This window comes from Sphingomonas endolithica (genome assembly GCF_025231525.1).
In the GTDB taxonomy this organism is placed as follows: Bacteria; Pseudomonadota; Alphaproteobacteria; order Sphingomonadales; family Sphingomonadaceae; genus Sphingomonas; species Sphingomonas endolithica.
In genome coordinates, this window is record NZ_CP103057.1 from 3,708,171 (window position 1) to 3,728,424 (window position 20,254).

Genomic DNA, 20,254 nt, shown 5'->3' on the forward strand with positions numbered 1-20,254 from the left:
ATGGCCCGTATCGACGACCTCAAGGCGAAGTCCGAGGACCAGCTGGGCGAAGAGCTCGGCAACCTGAAGCGCGAGGCCTTCAACCTTCGTTTCCAGGCCGCGACCAACCAGCTGGAAAAGCCCAGCCGGGTTCGTGAAGTCCGCCGCGACATCGCTCGCATCAAGACCCTGCAGAATTCGCGTTCGCGCGACGCTGCGGCAAAGTAAGGATTTAGACATGCCGAAGCGCGTGCTGACGGGGCTGATCGTCTCCGACAAGGGCGACAAGACGGTGGTTGTGAACGTGGAGCGCAAGGTAAAGCACGCGCTGTACGGCAAGATCATCCGTCGTTCGAAGAAGTATCATGCCCATGACGAGGGCAACGAGTTCAAGCAGGGCGAGACCGTGCGGATCGAAGAGACCGCGCCGATTTCCAAGCTGAAGACCTGGAAGGTGATCGATCGGGTTAACACCCATGCGACGCCGGAGCGGGTCGACGTCGACGCGTAAGCGTCAGTCTATTTAGGCGGGGTCCGGTCGGAATCGGCCCCATAAGGAAGGAATTGGATCGATGATCCAGATGCAATCCAATCTCGAGGTCGCTGACAACAGCGGCGCGAAGCGGGTTCAGTGCATCAAGGTGCTTGGCGGGTCCAAGCGTCGTGTTGCAGGCGTGGGCGACATCATCGTCGTCAGCGTCAAGGAAGCCGCTCCCCGCGGCCGCGTGAAGAAGGGCGACGTTCACCGCGCCGTCATCGTGCGGACGGCCAAGGACATTCGTCGTGCCGATGGCACCGTGATCCGCTTCGACGGCAATGCCGCCGTGCTGGTCAACAAGAACGAGGAGCCGATCGGCACCCGTATCTTCGGCCCAGTCGTGCGTGAATTGCGCGGCAAGAAGCACATGAAGATCATCTCGCTCGCGCCGGAGGTGCTGTGATGGCGACCGTAGCCAAGACCACCAAGATGAAGATCAAGAAGGGTGACCGCGTCATCGTCCTGTCCGGCAAGGACAAGGGCAAGACCGGAGACGTCACGCAGGCCATGCCGCGCGACGGCAAGGTCATCGTGTCCGGCGTCAACGTCGCCGTCCGCCACACCAAGCCGAGCCAGGGCGACCCGCAGGGTGGTCTGGTCCGGTCCGAAGCGCCGATGCACGTCTCGAAGGTCGCGCACGTGACCGCCGACGGTAAGCCGACGCGCGTCCGTTCTGAGATCCAGGATGGCAAGAAGGTCCGTGTGGCCGTCAAGACCGGGGAGAAGATCGGTGGCTGAGGCAACCAACACCAAGCCGCGCATGCGCAACCTGTATGACGACACGATCATCAAGGCGATGACCGACAAGTTCGGCTACAAGAATGCGATGGAAGTGCCGCGTCTCGACAAGATCGTCCTGAACATGGGCGTTGGCGAAGCGACGCAGGACAAGAAGAAGGTCGACAAGGCCGCCGGCGAGATGGAATTGATCGCAGGGCAGAAGCCCGTCGTGACCAAGGCCAAGAAGTCGATTGCACAGTTCAAGCTGCGCGAAGGCATGCCGATCGGCGTGAAGGTGACCCTGCGCCGCGAGCGGATGTACGAGTTCCTCGACCGCTTCATCACCATCGCACTGCCGCGCGTCCGCGATTTCCGTGGCCTGAACCCCAAGTCGTTCGATGGGCGTGGCAATTATGCCTGCGGCCTGAAGGAACAGCTGATCTTCCCGGAAATCAGCTATGACCAGGTCGATCAGACTCGCGGCATGGACGTGATCGTGGCGACGACGGCTAAGACCGACGAGGAAGCGCGCGAGCTGCTTCGCCTGTTCGGCTTCCCGTTCCCGCTTGAAGACGCAGGCGCAGACGAAAAGAAGGCAGCGTAAGATGGCCAAGGTAAGTTCCGTCAACAAGAACGAGCGTCGCAAGCTGCTCGTCAAGAAGTACGCACCGAAATATGCGAAGCTGAAGGCGATCGCCGCCGACAGCACGTTGAGCGACGGCGAGCGCATCGAGGCCCGTCTGAAGATGGCTGAGATTCCGCGCAACGCGAACCCCACCCGGGTGCGCAACCGCTGCAACCTCACCGGTCGTCCGCGTGCATATTACCGTAAGTTCCGTCTCTCTCGTATCATGCTGCGTGATCTGGCCAACAAGGGCCTGATCCCCGGCGTTACGAAGTCGAGCTGGTAAGGATCTGTAGAGATGTCATTGACCGATCCCCTGGGTGATATGCTCACCCGCATCCGTAACGGCCAGCGCGCGAAGAAGGACTCCGTCCTGACTCCGGGTTCCAAGCTGCGTCAGCGCGTCCTCGACGTGCTGCAGCGCGAAGGCTACATCCGTGGCTATAGCGAAGAGCAGATGGGCCCTGCGGCCGGCATCCGCATCGAGCTGAAGTATTTCGAGGGTCAGCCCGCGATCAAGCACGTCGCCCGCGTTTCGAAGCCCGGTCGCCGCGTCTATTCGGGTTCGACCGAATTGCCCCGCGTCATGAACGGCCTGGGCATCACCATCGTATCGACGCCTCGCGGTGTTCTGTCCGACGCCGAAGCGCGTGAGCAGAATGTCGGTGGCGAAGTGCTGGCGGAGGTATTCTGATGAGCCGCATCGGCAAGAAGCCGGTCACGATCCCAGCGGGCGTGACGGCGAACATCGAAGGCGCGATCCTCAGCGTGAAGGGGCCCAAGGGCACTCTCTCCATGCCGATGCGCGACGAGATCAGCTATGTGCTGGAAGACGGCGGCATCGCGGTGAACCCGGCGAACGACACCAAGCGTGCGCGGGCGTTCTGGGGCATGCAGCGGACCATGGTGCAGAACCTGATCACCGGCGTGTCGGATGGCTTCACCAAGAAGCTGCTGATCAACGGCGTGGGCTATCGTGCCGCAGCTCAGGGTCGTAACCTGAACCTGAAGCTCGGCTACAGCCACGACGTGAACATCAACGTGCCGGAAGGCATCGAGGTCGCCACGCCGGACAACACGACGATCCAGATCACCGGTTCCGACAAGCAGAAGGTCGGCCAGCTGGCCGCGGAAATTCGTCAGTGGCGTAAGCCCGAGCCGTACAAGGGCAAGGGCATCAAGTACGACGGCGAATTCATCTTCCGCAAGGAAGGGAAAAAGAAGTAATGAGCACCAAGGTTCTCTCTCTCTTCGCGAAGCGTCGTCTTCGCGTTCGTACCGCGCTTCGTTCGCGTGGCGGCACCCGTCCCCGGTTGTCGATCCATCGTTCGGGTCGGCACATCTATGCGCAGATCATCGACGATGCGCAGGGCAAGACACTGGCTTCCGCCTCGACGCTCGAGAAGGACGTGCGCGACACGTCCGGTGCGAACATCGATGCAGCGGCATCGGTCGGCACCCGCGTTGCCGAAGCGGCCAAGGCTGCCGGCGTGACGCAGGTGGTGTTCGATCGTGGCGGCTTCCTGTTCCATGGCCGCGTCAAGGCGCTGGCGACCGCCGCGCGTGAAGCCGGATTGGAGTTCTAAGACATGGCTGACGACATCAACCCGACCGAAGCAGCAGCATCGCCAGACGGCGCAGCAGCCCCGGCGCAGGACGGCCCGAATCGTGGCGGTCCCGGCGGAGCGCCGCGTGGCGGCCGTGGCCGTGGTGGTCCTCCTGGCGGCGGTCAGAACCGCGGCGGTCGCGACAATCGCGGCGGTCGTGACAATCGTGGCGGCCGTCCCGGCAGCGACGATGGCGGCGAAGAGCTGATCGAGAAGCTGGTTCACATCAATCGCGTGTCGAAGACGGTCAAGGGCGGTAAGCGCTTCGGCTTCGCCGCACTCGTCGTCGTCGGCGATGGCAAGGGCCGTGTCGGCTTCGGCCATGGCAAGGCACGCGAAGTGCCGGAAGCGATCAGCAAGGCGACGGCCGCTGCCAAGAAGGCAATGGTCCGCGTGCCGCTGAAGGATGGTCGTACGCTGCATCATGACGGTCGCGGTCACTTCGGTGCCGGTCTCGTCACGCTGCGCTCGGCGCCTGCCGGTACCGGCATCATCGCTGGCGGCCCAATGCGTGCCGTGTTCGAATCGCTGGGTGTGCACGATGTGGTGACCAAGTCGGTCGGCACGTCCAACCCGTACAACATGATCCGCGCGACCTTCGAAGCACTGACCACGCAGGTCAGCCCGAAGTCGGTCGCACAGCGTCGTGGCAAGAAGATCGCCGACCTGCTCGGCCGTGGTGGTGCGGAAGCACCCCAGGCCGAAGCCGACGCGATCGTGGAGTAATCGACATGGCAACCATCAAAGTGACGCAGACCGGGTCGCCGATCCGCCGCAAGGCCGACCAGCGGGCAACGCTGATCGGGCTTGGTCTCAACAAGATGCACAAGACCCGCGAACTGGAGGATACGCCCGAAGTTCGCGGCATGATCCGCAAGGTCGCGCACATGTTGAGCGTCGAAAAGTAAGAACTACCCAGCCCCTCCTGCCTGCAGGAGGGGTTTTGGGTTGGGGGTGACAACGGGCGATGCGTCCGCTAGTGGCGCCGCTTCCAAATTCCCATCAGCGCGACAAAAGCGAAAGCGAGTGCACAATCATGAAACTGAACGATCTCCGCGACAATCAAGGCGCCCGTAAATCCCGCATGCGGGTCGGCCGCGGCATCGGCTCCGGCAAGGGCAAGACCGCCGGCCGTGGTATCAAGGGCCAGACGAGCCGCGAGGGTGTTTCCATCGCCGGCTTCGAAGGCGGCCAGATGCCGCTGCACATGCGTCTGCCTAAGCGCGGCTTCAACAACATCTTCGCCAAGGATTATGCTGAGGTGAACCTGGGTTCGATCCAGAAGGCGATCGACGCCGGCAAGATCGAAGCGGGCGCTGCGCTGGACCATGACGCACTGAAGGCCGCTGGCCTGGCCCGTGGCGGTAAGGACGGCGTCCGTCTGCTTGGCAAGGGCGAGTTCTCGGCGAAGCTCAGCTTCACCGTCGCCGGTGCTTCCAAGGGTGCGATCGAGGCGGTCGAGAAGGCCGGCGGTACGGTCGAGGTGATCAACGTCGTTCCAGCCGCCGAGAAGGCTGCTGCCAAGAAGGGCGTGAAGTACCAGGAGCGCAAGGCGCACAAGGCTTCGTTCAAGGCGTAAACTGCGGCTCCGCGCAAGCGGATCCACGACAGGCGCTAGGCAAGCCCGCTTGCATGACTATATGAGCGGCGGGGGCGGATAACGTTTCCCGCCGCTTTTGTTTCCAGGATATCGAACGCACATGGCATCAGCAGCCGATAACATGGCCCAGGGCCTCAGCCTGTCGAAGTTCGCGCAGGCAACCGATCTCAAGAAGCGCCTGTGGTTCACCATCGGCGTGCTGATCGTGTTCCGGATGCTGTCCTACGTGCCCTTGCCGGGCGTCGATCCGACTGCCCTTGGCTTGCTCAGCCAGCAGACGCGTGGTGGCGTGCTCGACTTCTTCAACGCCTTCTCGGGTGGTTCGCTCAGCCGCATGAGCCTGACCGCGTTGGGCGTCATGCCCTACATCACCGCGTCGATCGTGGTGCAGCTGGCGACGTCGCTGTCGCCGACGCTCGCATCGATCAAGAAGGATGGCGAAAGCGGCCGCAAGCGGCTCAACCAATATACCCGTTACGGCACGGTCGCGCTGACCGCGGTGCAGGGCTATTTCATTGCCGTCGGCCTGGAGGCGTTGGGCGCCAGCCAGGGCGTGCAGGCGATCGTCGAGCCGGGTATGCTGTTCCGCGTCGGCGCGGTCATCAGCCTGGTCGGCGGCACGATGTTCCTGATGTGGCTGGGTGAGCAGATCACCGCTCGCGGCATCGGCAACGGCATGTCGCTGATCATCATGGCCGGCATCGTCGCCAGCCTGCCGACCACGCTCTATAACCTTTTTGAAGGCGGCCGTTCCGGCAGCACCAGTGGTGTCACGATCCTGGCGATCGTGGTCGCGGTCATCCTGCTCGTGCTGTTCATCTGCTTCATGGAGCGCGCACAGCGTCGCATCCTGATCCAATATCCCAAGCGGCAGACGCAACGCGGCATGCAGGCCGATCGCAGCCATTTGCCGCTGAAGCTCAACACGGCAGGCGTGATCCCGCCGATCTTTGCCTCGTCGCTGTTGCTGATGCCGCTGACGATCAGCCAGTTCGCCGGGCAGCGCGTGGCGGGCGAAAGCCGCTGGGGCGACTTCATCATCACGCTCAATCAGTATCTGCAGCACGGCAGTCCGGTGTACATGGCGCTGTACGCTGCAGGCATCATCTTCTTCTCGTTCTTCTACACCGCCGTGGTGTTCAATCCGGAAGAGACCGCGGACAATCTGAAGCGCTATGGCGGCTTCGTCCCGGGCATTCGTCCCGGCAAGAATACCGAGACGTACTTCGATTATGTGCTGACCCGGATCACGGTCATCGGCGCCGCCTATCTGACGATCATCTGCCTGTTGCCGGAATATCTCGTGTCGGCGCTGTCGATACCCTTCTACCTCGGGGGCACTAGCTTGCTGATCGTGGTCAACGTAACGATGGACACGGTAACGCAGATCCAGTCGCACTTGCTGGCGCATCAATATGGCGACCTGATCAAGAAGGCCAAGCTGAAGGGCGGTCGCCTGCGCTAAGCGGGCGGCTCCCGATGGGGGCAGACGAGGGGAATGTGGGCGTGAATATTATCCTCCTGGGCCCGCCGGGCGCCGGCAAGGGCACTCAGGCGAGCCGCTTGATGGCCGACCGCGGGATGGTCCAGCTGTCCACCGGCGACATGCTGCGTGCGGCGGTCAAGGCGGGGACACCGACGGGGATGCAGGCCAAGGCCGTGATGGCATCGGGCGGCCTGGTCTCCGACGATATCGTCTCGGGCATCATTGGCGAACGGCTGGACGAGCCGGATACCGCGCGGGGCGTGATTTTCGACGGCTATCCGCGTACCGCTGCCCAGGCCGAACAGCTTGACGAGTTGCTAGCGTCGCGGGCGCGGACCCTGGATTATGTGATCGAGCTCGGCGTCGACGAGGATGCGCTGGTTGCGCGTATCGTCGGCCGCTACACGTGCGCGCATTGCGGCACTGGCTATCACGATAGCTTTGCCAAGCCGCAGGTCGCCGGGGTGTGCGACAAGTGCGCTTCGACCGAGTTCAAGCGCCGCCCCGATGACAATGAGGAAACCGTTCGTACGCGGATGGAGGAGTATCGCGCCAAGACTGCGCCGATCCTGCCGATCTACGACGCGCGTGGGCTGGTTCACCGGGTCGACGGGATGGCGGATATCGACCACGTCACTCAGGCGATCGAGGCGATCCTGGACCGTTGACGCGCTGAGGCGTTAGTGCGCCTGCTTCTCCGTGTGCGCCGGCATATCTAACTCGCCTTGGTTATGCATCCGGAGTAGCTGCTGGGTCATTCCGCGGTAGGTCGTTGGCAGCCAGGAACGCCAATGCGTCGGCGCGGCAACCAAAGACTCGCATGTTGTCCCGTCCTTCGGCAACGCGCTTCGCCTGTTGACGTGCGAGCACGCCTTCGGTGTACATCGCCACCTTGCGATCGATCATTGCGGGATGTTGCGCCAGCGCCCGCATCTTGGTGACCACCGCCTGCGGTTGAATCCAGGCATGGGTGTAGTTGTAGAGGGTCATGGGCGGCTTGCCCGACTGTGGAAAGCTTGCGATGGCCAAGTGCAGTTCGCGTACGAACTCGTCGAAATGCTCCTCTTCCCAGAAACCCCTCACCGTTACCTCGATGAACCCTAGCCGGACGTTTTTCTCAATCGTGTGCAGCGTTTCATCCCTTCACGGGAACATGCCGCCAGCGCGAGTTAACGCGGCGTAATCAAACCGTATTGAGTGTTTTACGCGGGGGGCGGAGCCCCTCGCGGCTTGGTCTTCGGCAAAAAGAAGGGCAGGGGAGCGGCTATGGATGCACTCACGTTGTTCGGCCTGTTTGCGGTAAGCTTCATGCTGGTCTGCTATATGAAGGAAGCAGGCAGCCATTGGTGGACCTTGGCCTTTGCCGGAGGGTGTCTGATGGGCTCGGCCTATGGGTTCCTGCAGGGAGCATGGCCCTTCGGTCTGGTCGAATTGGCGTGGACTGCGGTGGCGTTTAGTAAATGGACCAAATTGCGTGCCGCACGGGAACCCTTCCCTTGACTCGGGGTTTGCGCGCGCTTACCTCCTGAATATTCCGATCCACCGGTCCCGGCGGCGCTTGCAAGCGTTCGTCGTTGCTGTGCGTTGGGGATTGCTTGTAACGCTATGAGATGGGGCCGCTGCCATGCCGCCCCGTGGAGCAGGAGAAAAAAGTGGCTCGTATTGCTGGGGTTAATATCCCTACTAACAAGCGCGTTGTGATTGCGCTGACCTATATTCACGGCATTGGGAATACCAAGGCCAAGGCGATCGTGGAGAAGCTGGGCATTGCCAGCGAGCGCCGCGTGCAGGACTTGACCGACCAGGAAGTGCTGCAGATCCGCGAGACGATCGACGCCGACCACACGGTCGAGGGCGATCTGCGCCGCGAAGTATCGGTGAACATCAAGCGTTTGATGGATCTCGCCTGCTATCGTGGCCTGCGCCACCGCAAGGGCCTGCCGGTCCGCGGGCAGCGCACGCACACCAACGCCCGCACCCGCAAGGGCAAGGCCAAGCCGATCGCCGGCAAGAAGAAATAAGCTCGCAGCCGTTCGCGCCCAACAGCGCGGCGGCTCGCTTATCTCTATCCAAGGATACAGGAACCAAAAATGGCACGTGAACCAGCACGCATCAAGCGGCGCGAGCGCAAGAACATCACCTCGGGCGTCGCCCATGTGAACGCAAGCTTCAACAATACCATGATCACGATCACCGATGCGCAAGGCAACGCGATCAGCTGGTCGTCGGCCGGCGCGATGGGCTTCAAGGGAAGCCGCAAGTCGACCCCGTATGCGGCGCAGGTCGCGGCGGAAGACGCCGGCAAGAAGGCCGCCGAGCACGGCGTCCGCACGCTGGAAGTCGAAGTGAAGGGCCCGGGTTCGGGCCGCGAATCGGCGCTGCGCGCGCTGCAGGCGGTCGGTTTCCAGATCACCTCGATCCGCGACGTGACCTCGATCCCCCATAACGGCGTACGCCCGTCCAAGCGTCGTCGCGTCTGACCTGTCGTTCTCTGCCCGCGCGCGATTGATCACGCCGCGCGGGCGACTCTACTCATGGCCCGCGCCCGCCCGGTGCCGGTCCAAAACCAAGGGGAAGCCCATGTCCGTCAATGCGAAAAATTGGCAGGAACTCAAGAAGCCCAGCGGTCTCGAAAAGAAGTCCGGCGACGGCAAGCGCAAGGCGTCGTTCGTCGCCGAGCCGCTGGAGCGTGGTTTCGGCCTGACGCTCGGCAATGCGCTGCGCCGCGTGTTGCTGTCGTCGCTGCAGGGTGCCGCCGTCACCTCGATCAAGATCGAGAACGTGCTGCACGAATTCTCGAGCTTGGCCGGCGTCCGTGAGGACGTGACCGACATCGTGCTGAACGTGAAGCAGATCGCGCTGCGCATGCAGGGCGAAGGCCCCAAGCGGCTGCAGCTGTCGGCGACCGGCCCTGCGACCGTCACCGCCGGCGATATCGCCGTATCGGGCGACATCGAGGTGCTGAACCCGACGCTCGTCATCTGCCACCTGGACGAGGGCGCGACGCTGAACATGGAACTGACCGCGGATGTCGGTAAGGGCTATGTCGCGGCGATCGCCAACCGCCCGGCCGATGCCCCGATCGGCCTGATCCCGGTCGATGCTTTGTACTCGCCGGTCAAGCAGGTGAGCTACAAGGTCGAGAATACGCGCGTCGGGCAGGAGCTGGATTACGACAAGCTGACGCTAAACGTCGAGACCGACGGTACGGTGACGCCTGAGGACGCGATCGGCTATGCCGGGCGCATCCTGCAGGACCAGCTGGCGCTGTTCGTGCAGTTCGACGATTCGAGCCTGCCGCGTTCGGCCCCGATCGGCCATGCGGCACCGGCCACGGCTGGTGGCGAGGTCTCGGGCGATACGCAGCAGATCAACCGTTACCTGCTCAAGAAGGTCGACGAGCTGGAATTGTCGGTACGCAGCGCCAATTGCCTGAAGAACGACAACATCATCTATATCGGCGATCTGGTGCAGAAGACGGAAGCAGAGATGCTGCGCACGCCGAACTTCGGCCGCAAGTCCCTGAACGAGATCAAGGAAGTGCTGTCGTCGATGGGCCTGCGCCTGGGGATGGAAATCCCCGGCTGGCCGCCGGAGAATATCGAGGAAATGGCCAAGAAGCTCGAGCAGGAGATTATGGGGTAATCGCAGCGGATTAGCGAAAGCTAATCCGCCTCTCGGCGATTACTCTGGCCGGCGGGCGGGGGAGCGGCAGCGCCGCGACACCGGCCCGTCCGACAAAGCCCCGCGGCGCAAGCCGTGGGGTTTTTTGTTGTCTGCTGTTCCTGGACCGCGGGGCGAGTGCGACCGGCGAAGGCGCAGCTTTGCTGCGACGATGCGTGTTGTTTCAGTTGATGCGCTTACATTCTTACCCAGGGTTTGCGCCTTCCCGGTCGGCGCAAGGGCTTCCGTTGATCCGGGCCCTTTCGTTTATGGCGAAGACCTTGAGGTACCATACGCGATTGGCGATCATGTCCGCCGCTCTGTTGGGTTGGTTGGGTGCAAAGCTGGAAGACCACGACATCGTCATGTCAGCCCGTTCGTGTCGAGCGCAGTCGAGACCACCATCCCAAGCGCTGGTGTCTCGACTGCGTTCGACACGAACGGGAGTGGATGCAAAGTCATCGAGCTCTCGATCGTCTCTTCCCAACAGCCGGCGAGGTAGTCGGGGAAGCTAACTGGTCTCGGCGACGAGGACAGTGAGCGCAATCCCGCTGACGGTGCTCCATAACGTGTTGGTTGCACCTGCCTGACTGGCGGTACCGGGTGCTTCGACGAGCACCGCTTCCACCACATTTGCGGGGGAGCGGTTGTAGAACGCGAGCTGCGACAGGGCCCCTTCCAGCGGCGACATGCTTGGATTGTACGCTGCATTTTCAGCATAATGCCCAACGCACGTGATCCCGTCGCTTGTCGTGAGGGCCACGCCGGCATACGTTGCGGTATAGGGGCTATAGGAAGCATTGGCAGCGGCAAGTGCTGCTTCGGTGGTCGTGTCGATCGGACCGGGCAAGACGAGGCCGTTGGCTTGAGGCTGCATCAAGCCGCCCTGAATGCCGAGATCGCCCGGGCCGAACGGGTCGGGCAGAAAGCTGGTGAGCAATCGGGGCGGCTGTCCGGGTAGTCCGATCTGCAGCGTGGCCGCATCGACGAGTTCGTAGAGGAACTGACGACAATAGCCGCATGGCGCTGCGGAAATGGACAGCAATTGAAGGCCGTTCTCTCCGTTCACCCACGCATTGGCGACGCAGGCCTGTTCTGCATGAACGGTAAAGCTGAGCGCCTGGCCCGAAACCTCGTAATTGGCACCGTAATATAGCGCGCCGCTCGTGCCCAGGCCGATTGCGCCGACATTGAAGTTCGATACCGGCACCACGGCATATCCCTGCGCGAACGGAACGAGGGAAGCGGCGAGCTGTGGCAGCGTGTATCCCGTTCGTTGCATAAGGATCGCAGCTTCGGCAGCGCCTATCACGCCGTGGAAGCTGTCGGCGTCCAGAACGTCCGCGAACTCGGCGGGGAATGGCGGATTGACGGGCGATCCCTGTGGCCGGGCTATGTCGATGGTTGTCACGCGCGCTCCTGTGCATTGGAGTGATAGTCGAATTGGCGTTCGCCGGGACCCAACATACTCCCGGCAGCGGGGTTCAGCGTTGCCGAGAGATCCGACAGGCGGCAGTCCTCCAGAGCGCGGCGCAACTGTGAGCCTCGGAACGTGCCGGACCAGCGCCAGCGGACCTCGCCATCGGACACGATCAGGAGCGCGGGAATCGCCGTGACGTACCATTGGCTTACCAGCCGCGGATGCTCATCGACGTTGATACGCCGGATTTTGTCAGTCAAGCCATGCTCGACCTCGAACCGATCGAGCGACCTTCCACTCATCTTGCATGGGCCGCACCAGGACGCCCAGAAGTACAGGATATCGTATCCCAACGGTTGCGCCGGGCCGTTCATCACGCCGCGGCGATCGTATCGGACTGACGGGCATAGCGATCGGCATCCGTGATGACATCGAAGGCCGGAAATCCGTCGAGCACCTCGTCGGTCAGGCGATATTGTTCGCAAACGACACATAATCGCGTGTCGTCCGACAGGATGGGCGTGACATGGTGCACGATGTCGCCAGGGAAATGCAGGACGTCGCCCGATTGCGGCTTCATCGTGACCGCGTCCGGACGGTTCGAGCCGAGCACGATGTCGCCGCCCTTCATCTCGGCTGGAACGCGTACGTAGAGGATGGAGACGAGATTTGGGATGATGCGCAAATTCTGTTCGTCGAGCAGCCTGCAGTCTATATGCGGCCGCACCTGCGACCCGCTGCGCATCATGAGTGGATTGACGAAGAACGCGTTGGATGTCGCGAACGCCACCGTGTCGAGGAAGTGGCGCAGAAACGGAAAGGTCTCCGTCACCAGGTCCAGGTGATCCCGCGTGAATACCAGCGAGAAGCCTTGCGTGAGCACGAATTCGGCGCCCAGCGGGCTTGCCCCAACATAGTCGCTCCCCTCGAGCGACCGTTCTATCGATTCCAGATGATCCGGACCGACCGCTTGCTTCTCCAACCGATAGGCGGGAGCCCCGCCGCGCGACGAGGCGTTCACAATTCCAACTCCTCCGCCAGGGCATGAGGCGAACGTTGTTCGATCTCGTCCAACGTCACGTCATCCATCAACTGCCCATAATCGCGCATCATATCCATCACGGTATTGCCCCAGCCATTGGTTACCGCATGATTGATATAGGCGGCGGAATAGCGGATGTGCTGGACCTCATCGGCGACGAGGACGTCCAACTGCCGCCCTACCTTCGAGCGATGCGCCGCCGGGGCATGCGCCAGCGCCAACGGGCGCAGCAGGTATTCGAGTATCAGCGCCTTGACCTCGTGCAGGTTGATCAGCACCATCGACGAGAGCAGCGCCTCGTCGACCGCGGCAAATGCCAGACTCCCGCCATAGCTGCTCAGGCGAAGCCGCGGCGCCATCTCGCGCAACTTGTCCCGCAGGCCGATGTCTGGTCGCAGGTTGGGAAAGACCTCCACCACGAGACTGGCGAACATGCGGGAGTGACGCGCTTCGTCCGCGGCATGCGCCGCCAAGCCCATCGCCACGCGCCGGTCGACGACCTCGCCCGAATAGCGGGAAAGCTGGCGCGCCGAATATCCTTCTAGATCGCAGTCCGAGACGAGCAGGCTGGCGAACCAAGACGGATCCTTGGCTTGGCGCTGGAACTCGCGCGCGAACAAATTGGAAGCGTAGGCAGGTGGCGCCGTATCGAAGACCGCTGTGAGCGCGCCACCATAGCCGTTGTCACCGGCGGCTAATCCCAAATGGTTTATGGCCAGCCGGGGGACGTCTGCGATCATGGCACTGGGCTCCCCGACTAATCCCTCGACTTGTCCAGCTTGACCTTCAATTGCACCGTGATCGTCTTTTCCAAGCCGACGCTGTCGCGGATGCTTTTGGGAATGGGAGCATTTTCGATGGTAAAAGCCGTTTTGCCGAAGAATGTCACGTTGGGAATCGTGTTGCTATGTCCACCAGCTGTTTCCTCAAGATCGGACCTGGACAGGCTGAACTCTACATCCGGCGACGGAGCGTCATTTTTTTCCGACATCTATCCTCTCCTTCAGATTCAGCTAGATACTTTCTTCTTTAATGACGCGACTCGATATGATGAGCGGAATGTACCACTAGTGTTTGGCATGGCAATGAAAAGAATAGGTCCACTTTGGAATATCGTCGCCTTATACTTGTAAGTCATTGGCGTTGGGCGAATATGATACGGTGTAGTGCTTCGCTACCGGCGCAGTTCGACAGCGATCGCTTGATCGATGCACGTGGTGCGACGAAGTTGGAGGGCCAGCGGGAGCTCGACTATAGAGCGCTCAAATCACATTTCTGTCGCAAGAAGCAGCTGTACCACGGCCAAGCCAGGCGTGAACGAGGGGTGGTGGTGCTGCCTCAATGCGGGCGGGTTGCGGGCTGGCATTAGCCTATCTGGATAAATCCCCTTGACATCGTCACGCTGATATGGCACAAAACAGGAACATTGACCGTCCGCGCCTTTTTGGCGTCGGGCGGTTTTTGCGTTTCGGGGCAAGCGGGGTGAGCGATGACGAAGGCAGGCACGACAGACACAGACGAGACGGACGGCGCAGGCCGCACGGTGCGGCAGGCGAAGAACGGGAAGACGCAGGTGATCCGCACGAAGGGCAAGCGCTGGTCCGACAAAGCGGAGGAGGTGTTCCTGGAGGAGCTGGCGGCGACCTGCAACGTGACGGCGTCGGCGGAGAAAGCGGGGTTCTCGACCGTGGCGATCTACCGCCGGCGGATGCACTGGCCGAGCTTTGCGGCGGCGTGGGAGCAGAGCCTGGCGCAGGGCTTTGCGCGGCTGGAGGTGCAGCTGGTCGAGCTGGCGACGGACAGCCTGCGGGTGGGGGAGATTGCCGGTGACGCGCCGGCCCCGGCGATGAGCGTGGACCAGGCGCTGAACCTGCTGCGGCTGCACCGCGCGAGCGTGCGCGGCGGGGCTGGGGATGCTGCAGCGGATGGTGGACGAGCCGGATACGATCCAGATTGGGGGGGCATCGGGGTTGAACCCGCATGTCGGCGAGGCATGGGTGCGGGCGATGCGGCGGCACTTTGCCGGCGGGCGGCTGGAGGCGCAGGAGATCGACGGCGTGCTGGCGGCGGACCTGGCGGGGGCGCTGTGGCCGGCGGGGCTGATCGCGGCGTGCCGTGGCGGGATGCCGGCGCCGGGCGCACTGGTGCGCGTGGTGGTGGGGGTCGATCCGCCGGCCAGCGCGGGCGGCGTGTGCGGGATCGTGGTGTGCGGGATCGATGAGGCGGGCATCGGCCATGTGCTGGCGGATCGATCGGCGGGCGGGCTGTCGCCCGAGGGCTGGGCGCGGAGCGTGGTGGCGACCACCGAGGCTTACGGCCCCGACCGGGTGGTGGTGGAGACCAACCAGGGCGGGGAAATGGTCGGCGCGGTGCTGCGCTCGGTGGATGTGCGACTGCCGATCAGGGCGGTGACGGCGACGCGCGGGAAGATCGCGCGCGCCGAACCGGTGGCAGCGTTGTTCGAGACGGGGCAGGTGCGGCTGTGCGGGGTGTTTGCCGAGCTGGAGACGGAACTGGCGGGCATGGTGGTGGGCGGCTATGAGGGGCCGGGCCGATCGCCGGACCGGGCGGATGCGATGGTGTGGGCGCTGTGGGCGCTGATGCTGGAGCGTGGCGGCCCGCCCAGGGTGCGCGAGACTTGACTCTGCGGGCGGATTGGGGTTGAGCGCGCGTTCCGTTTGGTACTGGGCCCCTGCCTTCGCAGGGGCGCGCCGCAAACGGCACGGTTTTTTGGCGGTGTCCGTGAACACTGCCTGGTCTGGGGTACCTCGTACGGCCCTTTAACGAACGTAAGGAAATACCATGCGCCATCGCGTAGGCGGCCGTAAGCTTCAGCGGACCTCGGCTCACCGCATCGCCCTGTTCCGCAACATGTCGGCAGCGCTGATCAAGCACGAACAGATCACCACCACCGTCGCCAAGGCGAAGGAACTGCGTCCTTACGTCGAGAAGCTGATCACGCTCGCCAAGAAGGGTGGCCTCAGCAATCGCCGCCTGGCGCATGCCAAGCTGCTCGACGATGCGCAGCTGGTGAAGTTGTTCGACGTGCTGGCCGAGCGTTATGCCGGCCGTAACGGCGGCTATACGCGCGTGATCAAGGCGGGCATCCGCCTGTCGGACGCGTCGCCGATGGCGATCATCGAATTCGTCGATCGCGACGTCAGCGCCAAGGGCCAGGATTCGGGCCCGCTGATGAGCGACGAGGATTACGACCAGGCTGCTTGAGCTGCTCCTCCCCGGGCGGGAGGTGGCAGCCACAGGCTGACGTAGGGGCGGGGCGGCAACGCAGCGATTGTGGAAGCCCCCTTCCACCACTCGGCTGAAGAAGCCGAGTGGTCCCCCTCCCCGTCCCGGGGAGGACTTAGGGTTTCAAAAGGAGCCGTACCCGGTAAGGGTGCGGCTCCTTTTGCATGTCTGGAGTATTAGATGCGCCGCGCCCTCCCGCTGATCGCCTTGATGACTATATCGGCGCCTGCACTTTCCCAGACCAAGGTTGCCCCGATGAAATACCCCACGACGCGCACCGTGCCCCAGGTCGACGAGCAGTTCGGCGTGAAGGTGGCCGATCCGTATCGCTGGCTGGAGAATGACGTGCGCACCGACCAGGAGGTGGCCGCCTGGGTCGCATCCGAGAATGCGGTGACCAATGCCTATCTGGCGACGCTGCCGGGGCGCGACATCTTCAAGGCGCGGTTGAAGGAATTGCTGGATTACGAGCGGTTCGGCGTGCCGGTGCACAAGGGCAGCCGCTATTTCTACAGCCGCAATGCCGGCCTGCAGAACCAGGCCGTGCTGTACGTGCGCGATACCCTGCAGGGTGAGGGTCGCGTGCTGATCGACCCCAATGGCTGGTCGAAGGATGGCGCGACAGCGCTGGCCGAATGGGTGCCGTCCGAGGATGGCGCCAAGCTGCTGTACACGGTGCAGGACGGCGGCACCGACTGGCGCACGGTGAAGGTGCTGGACGTGGCGACGGGTAAGGTCGCGGCGGACACGATCGAATGGGTCAAGTTCAGCAATCTCGCCTGGGCGAAGGATGGCAGCGGCTTCTATTATTCGCGCTTTGCCGCCCCTGCCGAGGGCGCCAAGTTCCAGGCGCTGAACGAGAACCAGAAGGTCTATTTCCATAAGCTCGGCACGCAGCAGAGCGCCGACACGCTGATCTATGCGACGCCCGATGCGCCCAAGCGCAGCCACCAGGTGCAGGTGACCGACGACGGCAAGTGGCTGGTCATCACCACGACCGAGGGCACCGACAATCGCTACGAGATCACGGTCATCGACCTGAAGGCGCCGACGCTCAGCCCGCGCACGATCGTCAAGGGGCTGGAGAATGAATGGTCACTGGCGGGCAATGTCGGTGGCAATTTCTTCTGGTCGACCAACAAGGATGCGCCGCGCGGCAAGATCGTGATGATGAACCTGTATGCGCGCTCGGCCGAGCCGCCGATCACCGAATTGGTGCCGGAGGACAAGTCGGTGCTGGAAGGGGCGGCGATCGTTGGTGGCAAATTGCTGGTCGAATATCTGGCGGACGTGAAGAGCGAAGTGCGGCGCTATACGCTGGAGGGCAAGCCGGACGGCGTGGTCGCGCTGCCGGGGATCGGTTCGGCCTCGGGCTTTTCGGGCGATGCCGACAAGAGCGAGACGTTCTTTGCGTTCACCAGCTTCGCCACGCCGACGACGATCTATCGCTACGACGTGGCGACCGGCGAAACGACGACCTGGGCGGCGCCCAAGGTGGCGTTCGATCCGGCGCAATACGATGTGGCGCAGCGTTTCTATGCCTCGAAGGACGGAACCAGGATTCCGATGTTCGTGGTCAAGCGCAAGGACGTGACCGGGCCGGCGCCGACGCTCCTGTACGCTTATGGCGGGTTCAACATCTCGGTGACGCCGAGCTTCTCGGCGACGCGGCTTGCCTGGCTGGAGCAGGGCGGGGTGTTGGCAGTGGCGAACATCCGTGGCGGCGGTGAGTATGGCAAGGCGTGGCACGATGGCGGACGGCTGGCCAACAAGCAGAACGTGTTCGACGACTTCATCGGCGCGGGCGAGTATCTGAAGAAGGAAGGCATCATGTCGAAGGATGGCCTGGCGATCCAGGGCGGGTCCAACGGCGGGTTGCTGGTCGGCGCTGTGACCAACCAGCGGCCGGACCTGTTCGCGGCGGCTTTGCCGGCGGTGGGCGTGATGGACATGCTGCGCTTCGATCGGTTTACCGCGGGGCGCTATTGGGTCGACGATTACGGCTATCCGGCGAAGGAAGCCGATTTCCGCACGCTGTATACATACTCGCCGTATCACAATGTGAAGAGCGGCAAGGCCTATCCGGCGATCCTGGTGGCGACGGCCGATACCGACGACCGCGTGGTGCCGGGGCATTCGTTCAAATACACTGCCGCGTTGCAGGCCGCGGACATCGGCGATCGGCCGCATCTGGCACGGATCGAGACGCGCGCCGGGCATGGCAGCGGCAAGCCGACCGACAAGGTGATCGAGGAAGCGGCGGATAATTGGGCGTTCGCGGCCAAGTGGACCGGGTTGGTGGTTAAGCCGGTTCGGTAGGTGCGGGTGGAGAAGCAGAGGTAGAAGCTGGGCCCCGGCTCGAGGCCGGGGTGACGAGAGGGGAGCGCTCTCCAGTTATCGTCACCCCGGACTTGTTCCGGGGGCCACCGTGCCGCTGCCTCTCACGCAAGTGGGTTTGCGGAACCGTGGACCCCGGAACGAGTCCGGGGTGACGGAGAAGGATGTTAGGCCCACCTAAGCTAAGATCCCGCCCCGGCGAGGGTCGTAAAGAAGGACATCGCACCAGCCTTATGACCGCCACCGCAGAGACGTTGGAAGAGCTTGGCTGGCGCGCGCATTTTGGCGCGCAGGTGTCGGTCGAGGAAGCCGGGCGGGTCGATCCCGTGCGGGTGATGGCGGTGCATCGCGGGCAGATCGCGGTGGCGGGTGCGGGCTCTGACCGGCTGGTTTCGCCCTATATCGCGGGTGCGCTGCCGTCGGACGATCATCCGACGATCGGCGACTGGCTGCTGGTCGACCGGGACACGCTGCAGCCGATCCGCGTGCTGGCGCGGATGAACCTGTTCAAGCGGCGCGCGCCGGCCGACCCGCGGCGCGAACAGATGATCGCGGCCAATGTCGATACGGTGTTCATCGTCGCCTCGTGCAACCAGGATTTCAGCGTCGCGCGGCTGGAGCGCTATGTGGTGCTGGCGCGCGAGGTGGGGGTGCAGGCGGTGGTGGTGCTGACCAAGACCGACTTGACCGACACGCCCGAGACGTTCGCGGCGGCCGCGCGCGCAATCGAGCCGGACTTGCGCGTGGAAACGGTCGATGGGCGGGACGCGGCGGATGTCGCGCGGCTCGCCCGCTGGTGCGGCGTGGGGCGGACGGTGGCGTTCCTGGGATCGTCGGGCGTGGGCAAATCGACCCTGGTCAACACACTGCGCGGATCGGACAGCATCGCGACGCAGGCGATCCGCCCGAAGGACGATACCGGGCGGCACACGACGACGGTGCGGGCGATGCATCGCTTGGCGGGTGGCGGGTGGCTGCTCGATCTGCCGGGGATGCGCGAATTGCAGCTGGCGGACGCCGCGTCGGGCATCGCCGAAGTGTTCGACGATTTCGCAGCGGCCGCCGAGGAGTGCCGCTTTTCGGATTGCTCGCATGGGGTGGAGCCGGGCTGCGCGGTGCAGGCGGCGATCGCCGCGGGCACCTTGACCGAGGCGCGGTTCGAACGCTGGCGCAAGCTGGCGGCGGGGGAACGGGACAACGCGGCGCGATCGGCGAAACGGCGGTCTCGGTAGACACCCGGCGAGAATATCAATGCGAACGTACAAATTCTGCGGGTTTGAAAGCGGCACCGCCAGAGAATATCGATCTACTACATCAGATGGCGACCGATCACGCCAAGAACTTAGGGCATTAGACGGTTATGGAGGAACTGCTGGCCGAATTGGAGGCCCTGCCGAAAGACGACGATCTCCGTTATGCCTCCGACGATCTGATGCAGGCATGGAAAGCGCGTGGCGTGGGGCTAGACGGGGTGAAAGCAGCCTTGGCTTTTATCGAGCGACATCCGGATCTCGATTATGGAGCCCCGGGCGCACTCGTTCATTTTGCAGAAGAGTTTTATCGCAAGGGATATGAGGCAGCTCTTTTGAGTTCGTTCGACCGTCGCCCGACCTCACTTACCGCCTGGATGGTGAACCGGCTCTTGAACGGGACGCAAACTGCCACCGAGAGCGAGGTATATGTCTCGGCAGTTGAAAAGGCCGAGGCGGATCCATCGACGGATTCAAGCACGCGGGCCGAGATCACGCGCTATCTGAACCGGGATCGCTGAGCACCGGGGCTGTGCGAAGGGGCGGTTGTCGATCGGACGAGGGGCACCATCCTGCAGCAATGGCGTTGAGACATCCAAGGGTAGCGGTGCGATCCAGATGGTGAGCTTGATCCGGGGTGCTCGATCGAGGCGTTGGGTAATTCGCCCCATCGCCGCTGGCGATATACTGGAATTCGGTATGACGACGCGCTCATTCCCTAACCGCTCCCGTGTCGTGGTG

At 63.2% G+C, this 20,254-nt stretch carries 29 protein-coding genes; 23 read left to right on the plus strand and 6 right to left on the minus strand.

Annotation, left to right across the window (positions count from 1 at the left end):
- The 14 genes from rpmC to NV382_RS17645 all read left to right on the plus strand — a co-directional run bounded on the left by rpmC (position 1) and on the right by NV382_RS17645 (position 7,223).
- Complete coding sequence (rpmC, locus tag NV382_RS17580; RefSeq protein WP_260598051.1) at positions 1-207, plus strand: 50S ribosomal protein L29; 207 nt, start codon at positions 1-3, stop codon at positions 205-207.
- 10 nt (positions 208-217) lie between these two features.
- Positions 218-490 (plus strand): 30S ribosomal protein S17, encoded by a 273-nt coding sequence (gene rpsQ, locus NV382_RS17585; RefSeq protein WP_260598053.1) that lies wholly within the window; start codon positions 218-220, stop codon positions 488-490.
- A gap of 61 nt (positions 491-551) precedes the next feature.
- On the plus strand, positions 552-920 hold the full coding sequence (rplN, locus tag NV382_RS17590; RefSeq protein ID WP_055781278.1) for a 50S ribosomal protein L14: 369 nt from the start codon (positions 552-554) through the stop codon (positions 918-920).
- 26 nt (positions 921-946) lie between these two features.
- A complete protein-coding gene (gene rplX / locus NV382_RS17595) occupies positions 947-1,255 on the plus strand; it encodes a 50S ribosomal protein L24 (protein ID WP_260600465.1) in 309 nt (102 codons plus the stop codon).
- A gap of 22 nt (positions 1,256-1,277) precedes the next feature.
- Positions 1,278-1,841 (plus strand): 50S ribosomal protein L5, encoded by a 564-nt coding sequence (rplE, locus tag NV382_RS17600; protein WP_260600466.1) that lies wholly within the window; start codon positions 1,278-1,280, stop codon positions 1,839-1,841.
- Between the two features lies 1 nt (position 1,842).
- On the plus strand, positions 1,843-2,148 hold the full coding sequence (gene rpsN / locus NV382_RS17605) for a 30S ribosomal protein S14 (RefSeq protein WP_260598055.1): 306 nt from the start codon (positions 1,843-1,845) through the stop codon (positions 2,146-2,148).
- A gap of 12 nt (positions 2,149-2,160) precedes the next feature.
- Positions 2,161-2,556, plus strand: a complete 396-nt coding sequence (gene rpsH / locus NV382_RS17610; RefSeq protein ID WP_260598056.1) for a 30S ribosomal protein S8 — start codon at positions 2,161-2,163, stop codon at positions 2,554-2,556.
- Positions 2,556-3,089 carry a 50S ribosomal protein L6 gene (gene rplF / locus NV382_RS17615; RefSeq protein WP_260598057.1) on the plus strand — a complete coding sequence of 178 codons (534 nt, stop codon included), beginning with the start codon at positions 2,556-2,558 and terminating at the stop codon, positions 3,087-3,089. The genes rpsH and rplF overlap by 1 nt, the downstream gene beginning before the upstream one ends.
- Positions 3,089-3,448: a 50S ribosomal protein L18 gene (rplR, locus tag NV382_RS17620; protein ID WP_260598058.1), complete on the plus strand. Its 360-nt coding sequence runs from the start codon at positions 3,089-3,091 to the stop codon at positions 3,446-3,448. Before rplF ends, rplR begins: the two co-directional genes overlap by 1 nt.
- 3 nt (positions 3,449-3,451) lie before the next feature.
- Positions 3,452-4,195 carry a 30S ribosomal protein S5 gene (rpsE, locus tag NV382_RS17625; RefSeq protein ID WP_260598059.1) on the plus strand — a complete coding sequence of 248 codons (744 nt, stop codon included), beginning with the start codon at positions 3,452-3,454 and terminating at the stop codon, positions 4,193-4,195.
- A 5-nt stretch (positions 4,196-4,200) separates the two neighbouring features.
- Positions 4,201-4,377 (plus strand): 50S ribosomal protein L30, encoded by a 177-nt coding sequence (gene rpmD / locus NV382_RS17630; RefSeq protein WP_260598061.1) that lies wholly within the window; start codon positions 4,201-4,203, stop codon positions 4,375-4,377.
- Positions 4,378-4,505: 128 nt separating this feature from the next.
- Positions 4,506-5,048, plus strand: coding sequence for a 50S ribosomal protein L15 (gene rplO, locus NV382_RS17635; RefSeq protein ID WP_260598062.1), 543 nt, complete (start codon positions 4,506-4,508; stop codon positions 5,046-5,048).
- A gap of 121 nt (positions 5,049-5,169) precedes the next feature.
- A complete protein-coding gene (gene secY / locus NV382_RS17640; protein WP_260598064.1) occupies positions 5,170-6,534 on the plus strand; it encodes a preprotein translocase subunit SecY in 1,365 nt (454 codons plus the stop codon).
- 41 nt (positions 6,535-6,575) lie between these two features.
- Positions 6,576-7,223: an adenylate kinase gene (locus NV382_RS17645; protein WP_260598065.1), complete on the plus strand. Its 648-nt coding sequence runs from the start codon at positions 6,576-6,578 to the stop codon at positions 7,221-7,223.
- Between the two features lie 61 nt (positions 7,224-7,284).
- On the opposite strand, the gene NV382_RS17650 is transcribed toward NV382_RS17645, so the two are convergent.
- On the minus strand, positions 7,285-7,638 hold the full coding sequence (locus NV382_RS17650; protein WP_260598066.1) for a hypothetical protein: 354 nt from the start codon (positions 7,636-7,638) through the stop codon (positions 7,285-7,287).
- Between the two features lie 183 nt (positions 7,639-7,821).
- Here NV382_RS17650 and NV382_RS17655 point away from each other — a divergent pair, with 183 nt between their 5' ends.
- The 4 genes from NV382_RS17655 to NV382_RS17670 all read left to right on the plus strand — a co-directional run bounded on the left by NV382_RS17655 (position 7,822) and on the right by NV382_RS17670 (position 10,200).
- On the plus strand, positions 7,822-8,055 hold the full coding sequence (locus NV382_RS17655; RefSeq protein WP_260598067.1) for a hypothetical protein: 234 nt from the start codon (positions 7,822-7,824) through the stop codon (positions 8,053-8,055).
- A gap of 152 nt (positions 8,056-8,207) precedes the next feature.
- Positions 8,208-8,576 (plus strand): 30S ribosomal protein S13, encoded by a 369-nt coding sequence (gene rpsM / locus NV382_RS17660; protein ID WP_260598068.1) that lies wholly within the window; start codon positions 8,208-8,210, stop codon positions 8,574-8,576.
- 69 nt (positions 8,577-8,645) lie between these two features.
- Positions 8,646-9,035, plus strand: a complete 390-nt coding sequence (gene rpsK, locus NV382_RS17665; protein ID WP_260598070.1) for a 30S ribosomal protein S11 — start codon at positions 8,646-8,648, stop codon at positions 9,033-9,035.
- Positions 9,036-9,135: 100 nt separating this feature from the next.
- The gene (locus tag NV382_RS17670; protein WP_260598072.1) at positions 9,136-10,200 is read left to right on the plus strand and encodes a DNA-directed RNA polymerase subunit alpha; all 1,065 of its coding nucleotides are present in this window, start codon (positions 9,136-9,138) and stop codon (positions 10,198-10,200) included.
- A gap of 529 nt (positions 10,201-10,729) precedes the next feature.
- Here NV382_RS17670 and cdd read toward each other — a convergent pair.
- Genes cdd through NV382_RS17695 form a run of 5 tightly spaced genes read right to left on the minus strand, consistent with a single transcriptional unit; the run spans position 10,730 to position 13,671 of the window.
- A complete protein-coding gene (gene cdd, locus NV382_RS17675) occupies positions 10,730-11,629 on the minus strand; it encodes a cytidine deaminase (protein ID WP_260598074.1) in 900 nt (299 codons plus the stop codon).
- Positions 11,626-12,012, minus strand: a complete 387-nt coding sequence (locus NV382_RS17680; RefSeq protein ID WP_260598075.1) for a thioredoxin family protein — start codon at positions 12,010-12,012, stop codon at positions 11,626-11,628. The genes cdd and NV382_RS17680 overlap by 4 nt, the downstream gene beginning before the upstream one ends.
- On the minus strand, positions 12,012-12,659 hold the full coding sequence (locus NV382_RS17685; protein ID WP_260598077.1) for a 2OG-Fe(II) oxygenase family protein: 648 nt from the start codon (positions 12,657-12,659) through the stop codon (positions 12,012-12,014). Before NV382_RS17685 ends, NV382_RS17680 begins: the two co-directional genes overlap by 1 nt.
- Positions 12,656-13,420 carry a hypothetical protein gene (locus NV382_RS17690; protein ID WP_260598078.1) on the minus strand — a complete coding sequence of 255 codons (765 nt, stop codon included), beginning with the start codon at positions 13,418-13,420 and terminating at the stop codon, positions 12,656-12,658. The genes NV382_RS17685 and NV382_RS17690 overlap by 4 nt, the downstream gene beginning before the upstream one ends.
- A 17-nt stretch (positions 13,421-13,437) precedes the next feature.
- Complete coding sequence (locus NV382_RS17695; protein WP_260598080.1) at positions 13,438-13,671, minus strand: hypothetical protein; 234 nt, start codon at positions 13,669-13,671, stop codon at positions 13,438-13,440.
- 922 nt (positions 13,672-14,593) lie between these two features.
- On the opposite strand from NV382_RS17695, the gene NV382_RS17700 reads away from it, so the two are divergent.
- From NV382_RS17700 to NV382_RS17720, 5 genes are all read left to right on the plus strand, one after another.
- Complete coding sequence (locus NV382_RS17700) at positions 14,594-15,322, plus strand: phage terminase large subunit family protein (RefSeq protein ID WP_260598081.1); 729 nt, start codon at positions 14,594-14,596, stop codon at positions 15,320-15,322.
- Between the two features lie 160 nt (positions 15,323-15,482).
- Positions 15,483-15,905: a 50S ribosomal protein L17 gene (gene rplQ, locus NV382_RS17705; protein WP_260598083.1), complete on the plus strand. Its 423-nt coding sequence runs from the start codon at positions 15,483-15,485 to the stop codon at positions 15,903-15,905.
- A 201-nt stretch (positions 15,906-16,106) separates the two neighbouring features.
- On the plus strand, positions 16,107-18,245 hold the full coding sequence (locus NV382_RS17710) for a prolyl oligopeptidase family serine peptidase (RefSeq protein WP_260598085.1): 2,139 nt from the start codon (positions 16,107-16,109) through the stop codon (positions 18,243-18,245).
- A gap of 251 nt (positions 18,246-18,496) precedes the next feature.
- Positions 18,497-19,495, plus strand: a complete 999-nt coding sequence (gene rsgA / locus NV382_RS17715; protein WP_260598086.1) for a ribosome small subunit-dependent GTPase A — start codon at positions 18,497-18,499, stop codon at positions 19,493-19,495.
- 128 nt (positions 19,496-19,623) lie between these two features.
- Positions 19,624-20,034, plus strand: a complete 411-nt coding sequence (locus NV382_RS17720) for a hypothetical protein (protein ID WP_260598088.1) — start codon at positions 19,624-19,626, stop codon at positions 20,032-20,034.
- Positions 20,035-20,254: the final 220 nt, after the last annotated feature.

Excerpts from the sequence above, each read along its gene's own strand:
- NV382_RS17670 (WP_260598072.1), top strand. The coding sequence starts at position 9,136 with ATGTCCGTCAATGCGAAAAATTGGCAGGAACTCAAGAAGCCCAGCGGT.
- rpsQ (WP_260598053.1), top strand. The coding sequence starts at position 218 with ATGCCGAAGCGCGTGCTGACGGGGCTGATCGTCTCCGACAAGGGCGAC.
- NV382_RS17680 (WP_260598075.1), bottom strand. The coding sequence starts at position 12,012 with ATGAACGGCCCGGCGCAACCGTTGGGATACGATATCCTGTACTTCTGG.
- rplE (WP_260600466.1), top strand. The coding sequence starts at position 1,278 with ATGCGCAACCTGTATGACGACACGATCATCAAGGCGATGACCGACAAG.
- rsgA (WP_260598086.1), top strand. The coding sequence starts at position 18,497 with ATGACCGCCACCGCAGAGACGTTGGAAGAGCTTGGCTGGCGCGCGCAT.
- rplF (WP_260598057.1), top strand. The coding sequence starts at position 2,556 with ATGAGCCGCATCGGCAAGAAGCCGGTCACGATCCCAGCGGGCGTGACG.
- NV382_RS17720 (WP_260598088.1), top strand. The coding sequence starts at position 19,624 with ATGGAGGAACTGCTGGCCGAATTGGAGGCCCTGCCGAAAGACGACGAT.
- NV382_RS17710 (WP_260598085.1), top strand. The coding sequence starts at position 16,107 with ATGCGCCGCGCCCTCCCGCTGATCGCCTTGATGACTATATCGGCGCCT.
- rpmD (WP_260598061.1), top strand. The coding sequence starts at position 4,201 with ATGGCAACCATCAAAGTGACGCAGACCGGGTCGCCGATCCGCCGCAAG.
- rpsN (WP_260598055.1), top strand. The coding sequence starts at position 1,843 with ATGGCCAAGGTAAGTTCCGTCAACAAGAACGAGCGTCGCAAGCTGCTC.
- rplQ (WP_260598083.1), top strand. The coding sequence starts at position 15,483 with ATGCGCCATCGCGTAGGCGGCCGTAAGCTTCAGCGGACCTCGGCTCAC.
- secY (WP_260598064.1), top strand. The coding sequence starts at position 5,170 with ATGGCATCAGCAGCCGATAACATGGCCCAGGGCCTCAGCCTGTCGAAG.
- NV382_RS17700 (WP_260598081.1), top strand. The coding sequence starts at position 14,594 with ATGCTGCAGCGGATGGTGGACGAGCCGGATACGATCCAGATTGGGGGG.
- NV382_RS17690 (WP_260598078.1), bottom strand. The coding sequence starts at position 13,420 with ATGATCGCAGACGTCCCCCGGCTGGCCATAAACCATTTGGGATTAGCC.
- rpsK (WP_260598070.1), top strand. The coding sequence starts at position 8,646 with ATGGCACGTGAACCAGCACGCATCAAGCGGCGCGAGCGCAAGAACATC.
- rplX (WP_260600465.1), top strand. The coding sequence starts at position 947 with ATGAAGATCAAGAAGGGTGACCGCGTCATCGTCCTGTCCGGCAAGGAC.
- rpsE (WP_260598059.1), top strand. The coding sequence starts at position 3,452 with ATGGCTGACGACATCAACCCGACCGAAGCAGCAGCATCGCCAGACGGC.
- rpsH (WP_260598056.1), top strand. The coding sequence starts at position 2,161 with ATGTCATTGACCGATCCCCTGGGTGATATGCTCACCCGCATCCGTAAC.
- NV382_RS17655 (WP_260598067.1), top strand. The coding sequence starts at position 7,822 with ATGGATGCACTCACGTTGTTCGGCCTGTTTGCGGTAAGCTTCATGCTG.
- NV382_RS17695 (WP_260598080.1), bottom strand. The coding sequence starts at position 13,671 with ATGTCGGAAAAAAATGACGCTCCGTCGCCGGATGTAGAGTTCAGCCTG.
- rpmC (WP_260598051.1), top strand. The coding sequence starts at position 1 with ATGGCCCGTATCGACGACCTCAAGGCGAAGTCCGAGGACCAGCTGGGC.
- rplR (WP_260598058.1), top strand. The coding sequence starts at position 3,089 with ATGAGCACCAAGGTTCTCTCTCTCTTCGCGAAGCGTCGTCTTCGCGTT.
- rplN (WP_055781278.1), top strand. The coding sequence starts at position 552 with ATGATCCAGATGCAATCCAATCTCGAGGTCGCTGACAACAGCGGCGCG.
- rplO (WP_260598062.1), top strand. The coding sequence starts at position 4,506 with ATGAAACTGAACGATCTCCGCGACAATCAAGGCGCCCGTAAATCCCGC.